This window comes from Methanomassiliicoccaceae archaeon (assembly GCA_034928305.1).
In the GTDB taxonomy this organism is placed as follows: Archaea; Thermoplasmatota; Thermoplasmata; order Methanomassiliicoccales; family Methanomethylophilaceae; genus VadinCA11.
Genome location: JAYFOZ010000002.1, coordinates 256,364 through 272,587, shown reverse-complemented (window position 1 = coordinate 272,587; position 16,224 = coordinate 256,364). Strand labels below are relative to the sequence as shown.

At 52.8% G+C, this 16,224-nt stretch carries 12 protein-coding genes; 6 read left to right on the top strand and 6 right to left on the bottom strand.

Going from position 1 to position 16,224, the window contains the following annotated elements; genetic code table 11:
• Positions 1-72 precede the first annotated feature (72 nt).
• The 3 genes from VB016_03140 to mvk are packed head-to-tail and all read left to right on the top strand — an operon-like array spanning position 73 to position 2,650.
• On the top strand, positions 73-1,200 hold the full coding sequence (locus tag VB016_03140; protein MEA4977529.1) for a pyridoxal phosphate-dependent aminotransferase: 1,128 nt from the start codon (positions 73-75) through the stop codon (positions 1,198-1,200).
• Positions 1,197-1,715 (top strand): hypothetical protein, encoded by a 519-nt coding sequence (locus VB016_03135; protein MEA4977528.1) that lies wholly within the window; start codon positions 1,197-1,199, stop codon positions 1,713-1,715. Before VB016_03140 ends, VB016_03135 begins: the two co-directional genes overlap by 4 nt.
• Positions 1,712-2,650, top strand: coding sequence for a mevalonate kinase (mvk, locus tag VB016_03130; GenBank protein MEA4977527.1), 939 nt, complete (start codon positions 1,712-1,714; stop codon positions 2,648-2,650). Before VB016_03135 ends, mvk begins: the two co-directional genes overlap by 4 nt.
• Positions 2,651-2,686: 36 nt before the next feature.
• On the opposite strand, the gene VB016_03125 is transcribed toward mvk, so the two are convergent.
• The 3 genes from VB016_03125 to VB016_03115 are packed head-to-tail and all read right to left on the bottom strand — an operon-like array spanning position 2,687 to position 5,687.
• Complete coding sequence (locus tag VB016_03125) at positions 2,687-3,880, bottom strand: NAD(P)/FAD-dependent oxidoreductase (GenBank protein ID MEA4977526.1); 1,194 nt, start codon at positions 3,878-3,880, stop codon at positions 2,687-2,689.
• Between the two features lie 4 nt (positions 3,881-3,884).
• Entirely contained in the window at positions 3,885-4,055 is a 171-nt protein-coding gene (locus VB016_03120) for a 4Fe-4S binding protein (GenBank protein ID MEA4977525.1), read from the bottom strand.
• A gap of 9 nt (positions 4,056-4,064) precedes the next feature.
• Positions 4,065-5,687, bottom strand: a complete 1,623-nt coding sequence (locus VB016_03115; GenBank protein MEA4977524.1) for a radical SAM protein — start codon at positions 5,685-5,687, stop codon at positions 4,065-4,067.
• 142 nt (positions 5,688-5,829) lie between these two features.
• Here VB016_03115 and VB016_03110 point away from each other — a divergent pair, with 142 nt between their 5' ends.
• From VB016_03110 to VB016_03100, 3 genes are read left to right on the top strand one after another with little or no spacing between them, the layout of a single operon-like run.
• Positions 5,830-9,885, top strand: a complete 4,056-nt coding sequence (locus VB016_03110) for a lamin tail domain-containing protein (GenBank protein MEA4977523.1) — start codon at positions 5,830-5,832, stop codon at positions 9,883-9,885.
• Positions 9,886-9,926: 41 nt separating this feature from the next.
• Entirely contained in the window at positions 9,927-10,910 is a 984-nt protein-coding gene (locus VB016_03105; GenBank protein MEA4977522.1) for a GTPase, read from the top strand.
• Entirely contained in the window at positions 10,903-14,292 is a 3,390-nt protein-coding gene (locus VB016_03100; protein ID MEA4977521.1) for a DNA polymerase II large subunit, read from the top strand. The genes VB016_03105 and VB016_03100 overlap by 8 nt, the downstream gene beginning before the upstream one ends.
• A 44-nt stretch (positions 14,293-14,336) precedes the next feature.
• On the opposite strand, the gene VB016_03095 is transcribed toward VB016_03100, so the two are convergent.
• From VB016_03095 to VB016_03085, 3 genes are read right to left on the bottom strand one after another with little or no spacing between them, the layout of a single operon-like run.
• Positions 14,337-15,176 (bottom strand): DNA-directed RNA polymerase subunit D, encoded by an 840-nt coding sequence (locus tag VB016_03095; GenBank protein ID MEA4977520.1) that lies wholly within the window; start codon positions 15,174-15,176, stop codon positions 14,337-14,339.
• A 9-nt stretch (positions 15,177-15,185) separates the two neighbouring features.
• The gene (locus tag VB016_03090) at positions 15,186-15,572 is read right to left on the bottom strand and encodes a 30S ribosomal protein S11 (protein MEA4977519.1); all 387 of its coding nucleotides are present in this window, start codon (positions 15,570-15,572) and stop codon (positions 15,186-15,188) included.
• Positions 15,572-16,222: a 30S ribosomal protein S4 gene (locus VB016_03085; GenBank protein ID MEA4977518.1), complete on the bottom strand. Its 651-nt coding sequence runs from the start codon at positions 16,220-16,222 to the stop codon at positions 15,572-15,574. Before VB016_03085 ends, VB016_03090 begins: the two co-directional genes overlap by 1 nt.
• Positions 16,223-16,224 lie beyond the last annotated feature (2 nt).

The window sequence follows — 16,224 nt, the reverse complement described above, 5'->3', positions numbered from 1 at the left end:
CCCAACGTCATGACGATATAAAATCAGTGCTAGTGGCTAAAATAATATAGGAAGCGCACACGATTACGGCGTATGAAACCATCGAAGAGACTGTCTTCAATCCCGATGTCCGGGATTAGAAAGATGTTCGACCTCGCGGGGCCGGGATCCATAAACCTCGGACTCGGAGAACCGGACCTTCAGCCTCCTAAGGCGGCCGTTGAGGGAATGAACAAGGCCGCGTCCGAGGGAAAGAACAAATACGGTCCGACCGCTGGGATTCCCGGCCTCAGAAAGGCCGTGGCCGACAGATACAGGATGTACGGTGAAATAACGGATGAGAACATCATGATCACTCCGAGCGGCTCCACGGCCCTCTTGGAAGTGTCGCAGTCTTTCATCGACCCGGGCGACGAGATGCTTGTCCCGAGCCCCGGATTCGTTATCTATGGGCCGCATTCAGTTCTGGCCGGAGGTACATATTCAGAATACAGGCTTACCGACGGGGACTTCCAGCCTGACATCGATGATATCCAGAGCAAGATTACCGACCGCACAAAGATGATTGTCGTGAACAATCCTTCGAACCCGACCGGCGGAGTTCTTTCACAAGAATCGTACAATGCGCTTCTAGACGTTGCCGATGATCACAACATCTGCATCCTTGCGGACGAAGTCTATGATTCCTTCGTCTACGAGGGGAAACACCTATCGTTTATGAACAGACTCGACCGCGCCGTCGTGGTCAACGGATTCTCTAAGATGATGGCCGTCACCGGATGGAGATTGGGATTCATCTGTGCAAGCCAGGAGTACATGGCGGACCTTATCAAGATGCAGTACCACGTATGTGCCAGCCCTGCGATGCCACCTCAATACGGTGTGCTGGCCGCACTTCCCGAGATCGATACGTACTTGGAGGAAGCCAGGAATGTGTTCAGATTCAGACGCGACCTGATAACAGAGAGGATCAACGATATTGACGGAATGAGCATGGCTCCGCCCAAAGGTGCATTCTACGCCTTCCCGTCTTTCGACATAAAAATAAGCTCCCAGGAACTTGCCAACACGCTGGTTACCAAAGGTCTGATATGCACTCCCGGATCTGCGTTCGGAAAATATGGAGAAGGCCATCTGAGATTCTCATACGCCGCCGACGAGAAGAAAATATCAGCAGGAATGGATATACTCGAAAAGACTGTCAAGGAGCTTAGAAAATGAACGATGACAATTACGACCCCAACGCGGGACTGTTCGGAAACGATGAAGAAGAATCTGAGGAGGAAATACTGGCTAAACAGCTTTTCGGCAAGAACCCCAACAGGGTTTCGGCACTCCGCGACCTGATCTTCAAAGAAATGATGGAATCTATCGATACTGAGAAGATGCCGGAGGACGCTAAACGCGAGCTGATATTCAAAATGGCCATCAACTCCGTCCTGGATATGATCATGGAGGCCACACCTGACGAGATATCTGAAGAGATGACGTACGCCTTCGACAGCTACATAGGCGTGGCACTTACCAACAGGAAATACGGCGTGGACCTCTTCAAAGAGCAGAACAAAGCGCTCCTGAGCGTCGACCCGAAGCTTTTCAACGATGACAAGCAGTATGAAGACGCCCTCAGAGAGTTCGAGGAACAGTGGTGGTCGATACCTCAGCCTTTGCTCGGACAGAGGAATCCTAACGATGCTATAACCGAAAGCATGAAGAAATACGGGCTGCTCGAATGATATCGGTGACCGCATCTGCTCCGGGGAAGTTCGTAGTACTGGGAGAGCACGCTGTCGTATATGGAAAACCCGCAGTGGCACTGGCGATAGACAGACGCTTCAGGTGTACGGTCACGGAAAGTAGCGGGCTCCTATTGAACGGAATGCCCGATGACCTGTCCTTGCACCCACACATGAGACATATCCTTAAAGAACACGGAATAAGGAGCATGAGTATCGGGACGGACAGCGACCTGCCGTCTGGGTCCGGACTTGGCTCCTCCGCTGCATTGTCGGCGGCGCTCTCCTGCGCTGTACGCACCCTTATTGAAAAACCCGCGGATGAGAAGGATATAATAAACGAGGCTTATGAGGCCGAGTTCAGCGCCCAAGGCATCGGAAGCCCGATGGATACCTCTGCATCCGTGCACGGAAAAGGCATTGCGGTGAACATACCCAGTGATGAGGATCCGCTGTGGACCATAGAACGCAACGGCAATAGATGGGAGGTCAGCGACATCCACGCGCCAGAAATGACATTTGTTGTCGGATATACGGGCATAAAGGCACTGACCGGCCCTCTGGTGGAAAAGGTCCGCAGATACAAGGACCGCAACCGTTTTGCCAAAGATATTGTGGATGAGATCGGCTCCGTAACTCTTGAGGGCACTGACGCGTTGCGCAGGAACGACAGAGTAAGGCTGGGCGAGCTCATGACCGCCGACCATAAACTGCTTTCGATATTAGGGGTCTCCAGCCCGGAACTTAACCGGCTGGTTGATGCGGCGGCCGAATATTCCTACGGTGCCAAGCTGACTGGTGCCGGGGGAGGCGGGAGCATGATCGCTCTGACCGATGAACCAAAAAAAGTCTGCGAAACCATCCGCCTGCACGGCGGTACGCCCATGATCGTCAAGACCGGTGTGCCCGGCGTGACGGTAGATAAAACTTTATAAAAATATCACACCGGCCTTCCGGCCGGTAAAATTGTTTCAGATAAGGTCTTCGAAGCCTTCGACGACCTTAGGATACTTGTCCTTGATGACCTTCAGAAGGTTATACACGTTGACTTCTTCGATGGCGGACGTGCTTATGATCTTGATCAGATCGTCGATCGTATCATCATCGAGCTCGTTGAGCCTCTCTTTGGCCATCCAATTCCTGTATATCTTGTCCTCCATCCTGTCACGCCAGAGTTTCTCGTAAGGTTTAAGCGCAACCTTCGAGAAATCCTTCTTTTTGGCGCATTCGGCGAGCACCTTTCCGGCATACATCCCTGTCCTGCAGGCGTGGCATATGCCTCCGCCGGTGATCGGGTCGATTATCCTTGCCGCGTCCCCTACGATCACAAGGTTATCGGCGGTGGCGGAGTCGAGTCCGGGGCAGGTGGATACCATGCCTCCTACGATCTCCAGGATCTGCCCGTCCTTCAGGCGGTCGTCGCCTGCGACGAATTTGTCAAGATAGAATTTGGGGTCGCCCGGCTTCTTACAGCGCTTGGCCATTACGCCGATACCGACGTTGGCGGAGCGGTTTCCCTTAGGGAATATCCACAGGTATCCTCCCGGCGCTATCTCGTTGCCTATGACGAACTCGCAGTACTTCTGATCGATATCGATGTTGGACATCCTGTACTGTATGCATGTATCGATATCGTTCATCTTTGGAGTCGTTTCTACGCCTGCCCATCTTGCCACCTGGGACTCATATCCGTCCGCCGCGACGACGCAATCTGCATAGATCTCGATGGGCTCTCCCATGACCTTGGCCTTGATGCCTACCAGCTTTCCGTCCTTCTTTATCACGTCGGTGCACGAGGTGCGCATCATTATCTTGGCGCCTGCTTCCGCAGCGTCCCTGGCGAGGGCCTTATCAAACAGGTGTCTCTCGAGCACGTATCCGACCTCGGACCCCGCCCTGCTCTCGTCGAGCTGGAACGTATATCCGCTGGGGGACCTGATCACGGCTCCGGCCATATCGGCGCAGATCCATGCCGGGTCAGGCTCTATCCCGACCTCCGCGAGCCATTTCTTCGATACGCCTTCGGCGCATCTCAGGGGTGCGCCTATCTCGGCCTTCTTTTCGATCATGATCGTATCCAGCCCTGCCTGTGCACAGAATTTGGCGGCCATGCTGCCGCCCGGTCCCGCACCGACGATCACTATGTCGCAGTTGTAGATTTTCATATTATCATTCCATCCTGAGCGCCGCGACCGGGCATATTTTAACGCATCTTCCGCAGGAATTGCATTTATCGTTGAATTCGAGAACAAAGTCGTTCAGGAATATCGCGTTCTTCGGGCATGACCCGGCACATCCCCCGCAGTGCAGGCATTTGTAAAAATCAACCAATATCGTCATATTATCACCTCAGGCCCTCTGGTCTTCAGGGACCACCATTGCTTCTTCCAGCGCTTTCGCCTCTTCCTTGTTCCGCTGTTTCCATTCCGCGAGAGGGATCGAGAACTTAGCCTCGACCTCGTCACGGTATTCCGGTCCGCCGTTGTAGGCGCAGAATGGTATGATCTTCAGGTCCGGCGTTATGTAGTGGATCGCGCAACGCTCGACCCTTGCGACGTCGTAGTTGAACGAGTCCTGGAAATGCATAGCGCCGACGTACATCATCTTCCATGAAAACTTAGCAAGGGTCTTCTTGGATTTGCTTCCTACAATACTTGTTATTGCTTCGATGAACTTCTTCTTGGTCATTCCCGGGGGCATCTTGCTGCTGTCTACGCACTTGTTGAGCAACCTCAGTAGGCTGATCGCCCTCAGTTTCCTGAACCTGGAGCCTTCCATCTTCCCTGCAATCTCGTTGATTCCGTCGGAGAACGCTCTTATGTCGACGAATCTCGGAAGCGGCGTGACCTTGCCGTCCTCCGACTGGAACAAGTATGTGGCAAGCCCGCAGTGCGGGTGTGCCGTGAACGTGACCTTGTTCTGAGAAAGGAACTCCGAAGCGAAGTTGGAGATGGGAGCGACCACCGGGACCGGGTACCAGTCTTCCGGCACTGTGTATCCGGTCTGTTCACCGAACTTGTGGACCAGATCGGTCAGCGTTATCCTTCCCTTGGAAACTTCTTCCCTGGTTATCCTGCCCGTGAACGCCACCGGCTGGAAATTTACCCCGCGGATAACGTCGGAGTGCTCGAATGCGAATTCCGTTATGGCCCCGACCTGATGGTCGTTGACGCCCCTTACCAATGTGGGCACGAGGACGATGGACGGCGAGTGCCCTATTTCCTCCTTGAGCTTCCTGCAGTTCTCTATGACCTTCAGTTTTACGTCGAACATCTTCCTGTCCCTCGCCTGAAGGTACACGTCGTCGCTGACACCGTCGAAAGAAAGATAGATGGAATTCAGGCCTGCCAGCTTGCATGCCTTCAGCTTCTCATAGTCCTTTGCGAAAACTATTCCGTTGGTGGCTACCTGGACCTGCGCGAATTTGAGCTCCTTCGATTTCTTTATTATGTCGACAAGTCTGGGGTGGACCGTCGGCTCCCCTCCGGAGAACTGGATTGCAGTGCACTTTATGGGCTCCTCGGCGCGCAGGGCCTCCATCATTGCGACCACTTCGTCGTAAGAAGGTTCGTAGACGTATCCGGACTGGTTCGCATTGGCGAAACAGATGGGACAGTTCATGTTGCATCTATTGGTAAGGTCTATCAGAGCCAGAGCGGTACAGGACAGCATGTCGTACCTCTTGCCGTCGACCAGGAAATTGACGTTCTCTCCTTTGGCGAGAGACGCGTCATGGGGGTTCCTGAGACCGACGCCGTCGTATGCGTAGTGCTCGGCCCTGAGATATGCCTCGGCATCTGACCAGTATATATCGGAGAAATGCCCGTGCTCGGGACATTCCTTTTCCATGAATACTTTACCATCTTTTTCGTAGATGTTCGCCTCTATGAGTTTTCCGCATTCCGGACAAAGTGATTCCGTCTTCTTGGGAAGCCCCTTCTTGAGTGCGCTAGGTTGTGTTGTTGAAGACATGGTTATCCTCTTCGAATTAATGCACACGTATTATTCTTCTTATTAATAATACTCCGTGACTGACCGAGGGCGACATTTGGCCTGTTGTATATGCTAATTGCTGTTGGGAACTTTAAGTCCGTAGGCGAAGAATCATGTCGATATGAGAAAAATCGCGGTCAGGAACAGCAGACGCGGCAACATGCCCTTCGCAATAATTGCAGTTACGATATTGGCCATAACTCTGGCATATTCGGTGGTCAGCGCTCAGACCGAGAGGGCCGAGGAGAACGCGGGAGACGTCGCCGAAGAAATCGAATCCATAGGAAATGCCGTACGGGATACCGAGATCTTCGTCAACAGGGGAATGGGCGAGATAATAGCATCCATCGGTAAAGACCCGGGAGCGGGCACGATCTCTTCCAGATCGGAGCTCTTCGCCAGTTCGGCGAAAAAATGGATAGGATCTCAATTCCCATCTGTGAACGGATGCGTTCGCATAACGGCCCTGGATTTCGATGTGGGCATGACCTCCGAGAATATTAACGTCGACGGGGGAGGCTACATGCCTACCTACTTGAAAGCGACCGGCTCTTTTACCGCCAGATACGAAAGCGATTCCGGATCCGCAGAAAAAACGGTCATAATATCATCCGACGGAAGCTGCGCACTGCCGCTTGTAGCCGAGCAGGGCTCTCTGTTCGAGCTTTGCCTTAGCGGGGAAGGTTCGGTACTTTCGCAGATGATGACCTATCAGCTCACGGCACTGGCACAACAGAGGGTCATAAATGGGTATGGGTCTGCGGCGGCGGTCGGGAGCATGGGCACCCGTCAGATAATAACCGATGAAGACGTCATGGAATCATACAGGTGCTGTGTTTCCGCGATAGAGATGATGAGCTTCAGGAGCTCTTCCGAGGGGCCTGTAAGCGGCACAGGCGGCCTGGACCTGGCCGACGCCCTTGCAGCAAAAGACGGAAAAATAAGCATCGACCTAGGGGCCGTCTATGCACAGGCCCTGATATCTGTTCTGGACGATATCGTATTGCAGTGGGCGGATTACTTCTGCGGCAACCTTGTGATCGATTTCCTGGACGGCGCGTCCGACAGTGTTAGGAACGCCTGGGACTCCATCGTTAACTTCTTCACCGGCAAAGATACGATGTCGGCTTCGCCGTACATCCGGGAGATAATGGAGTCTAAGGGATATTCCGAGGCTGAATACAGGTACCTTTGGAACAATAAGTCCACAGACTATTACGTGCCCGAGTTCACTGTGACAAAGGAGATAGAAGGCCAACAGAAGACGTTCAGCGTGGGAGGATACAGCGCCCATATCGAATATCCGGACGTCGACATTCTGAAATGGGACGGGCTGAGCCATTTCAAGAGCGAATATAGACTTCAGAGCAACGAAGTACGCGAATGGATAAGAAGCGTCCTTAACACGGCGGCCATAAATATCGGGGCCGATCGCTCGATGGGGTGCATCTCTATATCGGTAGATGAAAACGATGGAGAACCGTTCACCGATGAAATAAGGAGGTGCCTCAACGGCTCCCTTTCTAAATTGGACTCAGATGTCGAGAAGGTCGTGAACAGCTCTATCCGCGACCAGACGATCTATGATCCGTTCTATTCGGCCATCTGCGATAAGCTGACCCGCAACTTCGAAAACGCCTTCGGCGTGGATCAGTTGAAAAATGACGTTATGAAAGCCATTGATTTCGACGAAATCGAGAGAACGCTGGAAACATACCAATTGAACGATGAAGAGAAAGATTACCTCTTGGAATCCCTGAGATCCGCATCGATCTACGAAGAGATAGTCTCCGATTACGAGAGGGCCGCACATGAAATGCTGAAGAAGTTCGACGCCCTCATGAACGTCTCGGACGGACAATGCGGCCTTATCAAAAAGTTCCTTACGATGATCTGCGAAAAGGCCATGCCTATGCTCGCGGTCATTAATGATATCCCGGAAAGGATGAACAACCTTTGCAACGAAATGTGCCAGAATATGTATATGAATCCGTATTGCGGCATAATCGACATTCCTGCGGAGGGATCTTTCACGCTAACGGGCTTAGACGGTACAGCTAAAGAGACCATATCGATAACGGACGGCCTGTCCCCCGATATCAGGGTATACGGCCCGAACGAAAATCTTGCTGATTGCGTCCACTTTGTGGGATTCAACGAAAACAAAGGCGCCTCGTATTGTACGGTTTTCAGAGTTGGTCTCAAAGATACGATCGATTACACCGCCGAAGGCACAGGTACAATAGCTTCTCTGCTGGGAATTAACGATTCCTCCATATCTGGCACAGTGCCTGTTTCTTTGAATATCAAGATAATAGTGATCAGCGGATGGGGCCTTTCTGGGGTTTCGTCTTACATTGCCAGCAACAGCATCTTCAGCGACGGATGGAAACTGCTCATGAAAGCCGTGGAGCCGCTCTTGGAACCGCTCACTAAGATCTTCGCCATGGTACGCGAGGTTGTCGTTCTCATCAACTCGGCACTTCTCGATGTTTCCAAGTATGTCTCAAAGGTGATCGAAAGGCTGTACGAATCTATAATGGGGCCTTTATTGGAGCTGAAGAAATTCGTAGATGAACAGCTCAACACCCTTATGAACCGGACGATTGGAGGGTTCGCTGACATTATCCAGTTCATATTCGCCGTGACAATGAAGAAGCAGACGGTCGGAATGTCCTTCATGGGCCTGACCCTCACATTCTCCACCGACGTCGTGTCTTTTGTCAAAAGCGTAAGAAACCTTCTCACCGTCAGGCTTTCTGGCGATATCAGCGGCCTGGAAATAGATTGCGGCATGACCGTAAAAGAAAAGGACACTAGAGGCGAAAGGGATTATTTCATAACCGGCGAGGCCGAGGTAGTGGGGGAAGATTGGGACCTGGAACTCGATTTCGATCCGTTGATGAAATCAACGGACCACCTGGTCACCATCAACGGGAGTGTCCGTGGAACTTCCTTTGATATTGTGATGCCGGATATCGTACAGTACAGGGAGGCCAGCATTTGCCTTTCTGACATAGAGGGGATAGGTGCTGTTCTTTCGAACATACCTCTTCCTGCCCTTGGACTTAAGGGGAGCCTCGACGCGGGGCTGAACCTGAAATACAACATCCCATTCGAGTCCGGCGTCGTTGTTAACGAGTTCGAATCAAATCCTGCAGGAGAGGATTCGGGCGAGGAGTGGGTCGAGCTTTACAACTCATCGAACCGTTCGGCCGACATATCGGGATTCAGCATTTGCGCGGGATCCAACGAGAAAATGAAAGTGATGAAATTAGAAAATCATGAGATGGTTCCCCATGAGAGGCTGCTTATAATGCTGGATAAAAATGTAAGGCTGCTGAACGACAAAAACGATTCCCTGTCCGGGGAATGTATCATCCTCAGGGACCGCGAGGGCATCGAGATCGACAGGACCCCCGTGGCAAAGGACACGCAAAACAGTAGCTACACGTGGCAAAGGGTGGCCGACGGCGCATTGGATTGGACGTTCGCGAAGGGGACGCCGCTGACCGGCAACTGCGGAGGACTGGTGAACGGGGACCTTGTCAAAGGGCATATAAAGAATATTTTCAAGGAGTCGGCCATGAAAACCCTGGAGGACATGGACGGCGTCCTGAATGGCACCGAAGACCTTAGCGAGTTCCTCCAGAGGGCAATACAGGATGCTATAACGACTTCGATAGAAATGATCGCTGGATGCCTTGTGGAGGCCTCGATTTTCATTTCGTTCGAGGTCTCGGACGCCGTTGGTGCAACGGCCACCGGCATCAGGGTCGCTTTGTCGATAGATTCTAAGACGGTCGGAGATACGATCAAGTATCTTGTCGGAAAGATAGAGACCTTGCTGTTCAACATGGAGAATCCCTACGGTATTGACGGCAGCACGATGTTCTATGACAACATCGATCTCGCCATGACAGCGTACACCGGCATGAAAGCGCCCAAAATACTTGCAAAGACAGACAGCATACCGGACGTGAAACTCGGAGTATATATCTCCAGTAATATCTCCGGGCTTTGCACGATATTCGGAAACGACATTGGAAAATGGTCGGTCACTGCCGGGGTGCTGATCGAGGACTGTCCGTCCGCGCTCATCCCTTCGAAAATGAGCACTGACCCCGATTTGAAGTCCGACCTCTGGCTTATAAGAGCGATTATAGGGGAGTCCTGACGCGGGGGTTGTTTATTATACGCGATTCCCATCACTCTTTTATGGCTTCACTGGAACGCAAAATACCGACCGTCCTCACTTCCGAGGAGTTGATGGATAAGGCGTACAGCAGAGCATCTAAGATCACAAAGAACGGCACCAACGCCCTGGACGGCAAGAAGAAAACGACCTTGGCGAAGGTGACCGCTTCGGGCGACATCGTCGTGACTACTCTCAACGGATATGTAAGCCGCTTCCCCAGGATGGACAAAGAGGAGGATTTCTTCCCTCAGCTCGTTGACCTGGTGATCGGCATCGACCAATACAAAAAAGCCCTGGGTGCACTGAACTGGGCGGCCGGGCGTACCGATAAACTAAAGAATGAAAGCCTCCGCGAGATAAGGCGCAGCAAGGACATCTCATATATCGACTCGATAAGGACCAGCTTCTACGGAAGGATGTCCTCGTATATCCGCCAAATATCCAAGGACCTGCTGTTCCTGCAGGAGGCCAAGAATAAATTCAGACATCTGCCGGCGATACAGCCCGACATTCCGACAATAGTGGTCGCAGGGTTCCCGAATGTCGGTAAGAGCAGCCTGGTAAAGGCGGTGAGCACAGCAACGCCCGAAATAGCGCCGTACCCGTTCACTACCAAAGGAATAATCATAGGACACATCGAGGACGACTGGAGGAAGTTCCAGATAATCGACACGCCCGGCCTCTTGGACAGAAGCTTCGAGGAGCGCAACGACATTGAGAAACAGGCGGTACTGGCCCTCAGATATCTTACCAACGTCATGATATTCGTTCTCGACCCGTCGGAGAGCTGCGGTTACTCGATGGAAAAACAGACTGCCCTGCTCAGATCCATACAGCAGGGTTTCGTCGGTGTTGATATAATAATTGCCGAAAGCAAATCAGACATTTTGAAGACGGACAGCGGAAATCTCTTCTTCTCTGCGCAGACCGGAGAGAACATGGAAGAGATTAAAGACCTCATCATCAGCAAGCTAAGAGCTCTGGTGGTGTCGGAAGATGAGTGACGGTCCCGTCGCGAGCAAGGAGATGTACGATTACTTCTCCGAACTTTCAAGGCAAAAGGACATTTGTTATACCGTTGCCCAACAGGCAAGGATGCTTGGTATAGATCCCGAGCCTTTCGTGGAAATCCCCCAGGCGGAGGACCTGGCCTCGCGCGTCGAGGAGCTTCTGCACGATTACGACGTCGGAGGCGTGGCCGAGGATATAAGACGGCTAACATCGGAATACAAGAACCGCGAACTCGTCTCTCTTATGGTGGCGAAAGAGATTGCCCACCGTCCGGCCGAAAGTACCGAAAAAGCGCTTGAAAGAGCCATCAGGGTGGGGTTGGCCGTTCTGACAGAGGGGATATTGGTCGCCCCGCTGGAAGGAATTGCTGACGTTAGGATCAAGAGGAACGACGACGGCACCGAGTTCGTGGACCTCCTGTTCGCCGGACCCATAAGGGCCGCCGGCGGTACTGCGCAGGCCATGAGCGTTTTGATCGCAGACGTTGTAAGAAGAGAACTGAACCTCGGAAAGTACACTCCGACAGACCAGGAAATTGCCCGTTTCGACGAGGAAATTCCGCTTTATAAACAGTCCCAGCATCTTCAGTACTCTCCAACTTCCCAAGAGATAGACCTCATCGTTAGGAACTGTCCGATCATGATCGATGGTGAAGGAACGGAGGACGTAGAGATATCGGGTTTCCGGGACCTTCCGCGCATCGAGACAAACCATGTACGCGGGGGAGCCTGCCTTGTCATAGCGGAGGGATTGTGTCAAAAAGCGGCAAAACTGAAGAAGCACGTCGATACCCTGAAAATTGATGGCTGGGACTTTATAGGCAAATATCTCGAGGCCCACGCGCCGGCCAAGTCAGAGGAAGAGGAAGATACCGTCAAGACGGTGCAGCCGAAGGACACGTATCTTATGGATATCGTCGCCGGAAGGCCCATATTTGGGCATCCCAGCAAGGCTGGGGGATTCAGGCTCAGATACGGCAGGGCAAGGACGGCAGGGCTCGCCGCCCTTGCGTTCAGCCCGGCAAGCATGTACGCCATGGAGGAGTTCATGGCCATAGGCACACAGTTGAAGACCGAAAGGCCTGGGAAGGCGTGCGTCGTCACGCCCTGCGACCAGCTGGAGGGGCCGATCGTCCTTCTGGACAACGGAGACCTGGTCTACTGCGCGACAAAGAATGAAGTTCAGGAAATCAGGAAAAGAGTCGTTAGCATAGTCGACAGCGGAGAGGTCCTGGTACCATTCGGCGAATTCTGCGAGAACAATCAGAAACTTGTTCCGCCGGGATACTGCATAGAATGGCACAGGGAGGAGTTGAAATCCAAAGGAGCAATTCCCGAAGACTGGAAAGAACCGACATATGCCAGGGCGAAAGAGATGAGCATCGATCTCGGAGTGCCGTTGCACCCTCGTTATAATCTTTTCTGGTCGGATTTCGATGTCTCCGCACTAAGCGGGCTGAGAGATTACATAGCCGAAAATGGTTCGTTCGACACAGGCAACATATCGATCCCCTCTGAGAAGGAGATAAAGAAAACACTTGAGAATCTTGGAGCCCTGCACAGGTTCCGGAACGGACGTATAGCGATAACCGACAGATACGGGGAACCCATTTTAGACTGCCTGGGTCTTTCGGTTCGCGACGGAAAAATAGTCAAAAGAGGGGACTTCGGCGGGGAAACAGCACTTGAGGCCGTTAGCTCTGCCGCCGGATTCGAAGTCAGGGGCCGCGGCGGCACTCGCATAGGAATGAGAATGGGACGTCCCGAGAAGGCAGACGCAAGGGAGATGACCCCTAGTGTCCACAGCCTGTTCCCGGTCGGGATGGATATGGACGCAAACCGCGAGATAATGTCCGCCATTGCATCTTCCAGGAAATCGGCCAGCGGCGCAAGGTCCTCGAACACAGATATACAGCTCGAGGTGGGTGCCAGAAGGTGCACCAAGTGCGGAAAGATCACCTGGAGGTCCTGGTGCAGAGAGTGCCAGGCGCACGCGGCCTATGATCCCAAGCACAGGTCGTCCAACCAGACGGGCGGTGCCCATACCATGCCGGTGAACCTGGATGCGGAGCTTGCGGCCGCTTGCGAACTTATCGGCGAGAGCAAACCAAAGGCGCTTAAATGCGTTAAGGGTTTGACATCGAAAAAGAAGGTGCCAGAGGCACTTGAGAAGGGCATACTCAGAGCTAAGAACGGCGTCACCACATACAAGGACGGCACCGTACGTTACGATATGACGGATATCCCTCTCACCCATTTCAAACCGAAGGAGATCGAACTCAGCGTCGAGAAGGCCATCCGGCTGGGATATACACATGACTGGAACGGCGCTCCGCTGACAGACCCGAACCAGATCTGCGAGCTCAAGGTTCAGGATATCGTTCCCCCAAGGGAATGCGGCGACTTCATGGTGAAAGTTGCTACGTTCGTGGACGACGAGCTCGAACAGCTTTACAAATTGCGCCGTTACTATAGCGTAACCGGGAGGGAACAGCTGATCGGACAGATCGTATTCGGACTGGCACCTCATACTTCCGGCGGGATTTTGTGCCGCATCATCGGATATTCGACCGCAAGGGGATGTTTTGGGCACCCGTTCTTCCATGCGGCCAAGAGAAGAAACTGTGACGGTGACGAAGATTGCATCATTCTCGCGATGGATGCTTTGCTTAATTTCTCTTTCAGCTTCCTGCCGGACAGGCGGGGCGGACTTATGGACGCCCCTCTCGTTCTGACCACAAGACTGGACCCTAATGAGATCGATAAGGAGGCCCACAACGTGGACTGCCTGAGGGAGTATCCCCTTGAGCTGTATAATGCGGCCATGGATATGGCAGATCCAAAAAGCATCGATAAGATTATGGATCTGGTCGCCGGACGCATAGGGACTCCATCCCAGTACCAAGGGCTGGGATTCACAAACGACACCGATGATATTTCCGAAGGTCCCAGATATTCGGCCTATATCACCCTCGAATCCATGGCGGACAAGATGGATGCACAACTTTTGTTGGGTAAAAAAATCAGGGCCGTCGATGAAAGAGATGTAGCGACCAGAGTCATCAACAAGCACTTCCTGCCAGACATGGCTGGAAATCTGAGAAGTTTCTCGGCCCAGAAGTTCAGGTGTACCAAATGCGGTGAAAAATACAGGCGCATACCCATCACAGGAAAGTGCCAGAAGTGCGGTAACGGCCTCACAATGACGGTCCACAAGGCCAGTGTCATGAAATATCTGGCAGTCTCTAAGAGAATAAGCGAGGAATACAGACTTGATGCCTACACTCGCGACAGAATAGAGATTCTGGAGATGAGCATGAACTCCGTTTTCAACAACGACAAAGTGAAGAAGTGCACTCTGTCAGATTTCTTCTGAAATCAAAAAAAAGATAAAATAGGGGCGGGTGCCCCTTGAGATGTTTAAATCAGCTGTGCGATCTCTTCGGACAGAGCAGAAGCATTCTTGGAGAGAATCTCGGCCGCCTTGTTGAGGGTCTGCTCTGCCGTGAGCGAACCGTCTGTCTCGAATGTGAACAAGAAGTTCTTATCATCGCCCTCGACAACGATGGACCCATCGTTTTCTACAGAGTCCATGCACGACTTGCAGAGAGTGCAGTCCCTGGGGCGCGCTACCACCAGTTTGCCGTTAGATACGTCGAATACGTCCTTGGGGCAGACTTTCATGCAGTTGAGGGCGCCTTCGGAGGAGGCCTTTGCGGGGTCCACCTTGATTTTGGGCAGATATTTGTAACCCACTCCGTTTGCGACCTGCCACTTCACGTGCTTCTTTGCAGTGCCCATCACGGCCGTAGCGTAGATCAGGACCGCCTGTCCGTCTGTCAGTTCTACGATCGGGATGAACTCGTCCTTAACCTTAAGATCCGGGTTCCCGAGGGGAATCATATTGCCTGACAGCACTGTACCGGGCCCGATTTTATTCAAGCTGTACATTATGGTGCAGTTAGGGCATCCGTCTCCGCCGCAGACGCACTGGTCCTGTGGTGTGAAAAGGTCCAGGTCCGTGGGGACCGGGACCAATCCGAGCCTGTGGGCAACGATCTCGTCGAACAGGGGCGTAACGCTCTCATACTCTTTGTCGTTGGCCATGATCGGGCCGAGATGGAACTCGACCTTGTCTATTGCCATTTTGGGTATGTCAGACAGCATGGTCCTTCTGAGCGCGTTAGCCATGGCGGGCGAGGAATTCTTCAGTATGAACTTGGCCTTCCTCTCAGCCATTTCGATGATTTCAATTTCCATGTCCGTCCCTCAGACCCTGCGTCCTCTGCGTCCGCCTTTCTTCTTGGTACCGTCGTGGGGTATTGGAGTAACGTCCTCGATGCGTCCAATCTTGATGCCTGCCCTTGCGAGGGCGCGGATCGCTGACTGCGCACCGGGTCCGGGCGAGGTCGCTTTGTTTCCTCCGGGGGCACGTACCTTGACGTGAATGCCGGCGATGTCCCTCTCTCTTGCGATCTCGGCGATCTTCTCTGCCGCCCTCTGTGCCGCATAGGGCGAGGACTGGTCCTTCGCCTGCTTGACCACCATTCCGCCTGTGACCTTTCCGATCGTTTCCGCACCGGTTATGTCAGTAAGCGTGATCATGATGTTGTTGTAGCTGGCAAATATGTTTGCTATTGCCCATTTGGATGCCATCAGATCTCACCGTCCTTTACTGTTATTCCTGCCTCTTTGGCATCTTCTTTGGCCGCCTTGGCCTTCTTCTCGAAGTGTTTCTCGGTTACCGCTGCCTTTGCCTCGGTCTTAGCCACTATAGCGTCCGTGGAAACCCTCATGGGGTGCATATCGTCCGTGAACGCAGATGCCGGCGCGTACTCGACGGTGGGCTCCTCGCTCCTGAGAACGATGTATCCGGGAACGGTCACTCTGTGGCCGTTGAGGAATATGTGCCCGTGGTTTATCATCTGCCTCGCCTGTTTGATGGTGCTGGCGAGACCTTTCTCGAAAACAATGGTCTGCAGGCGTCTTGAAAGCAGATCCCTCTCTTTGAGTATCAGGATGTCGTTGAGGTCTCCTCCCGACAAGGGCAGGATGCCCATACGGCTGCACTTGGAGATGAGATTGTTGGCCTCGATGCTCGCCTGGGCATCGTTACCCCTGAGGCGTGCCTGAAGCTCCCTGGACTGTTTCCTGTAGTTCCTCAGAATCGACTGGGCTTTCCAGACTTCTGTCTTGTTCTTTAGGCCGAACTCTACGACGACCTCGTGCTCGGCTTTGATCCTCTCTCCCTGCCAAGGGTGAGAAGGTGTGTCGTAGGCCTTACGTGAAAATTTAGGATCTCCCATTT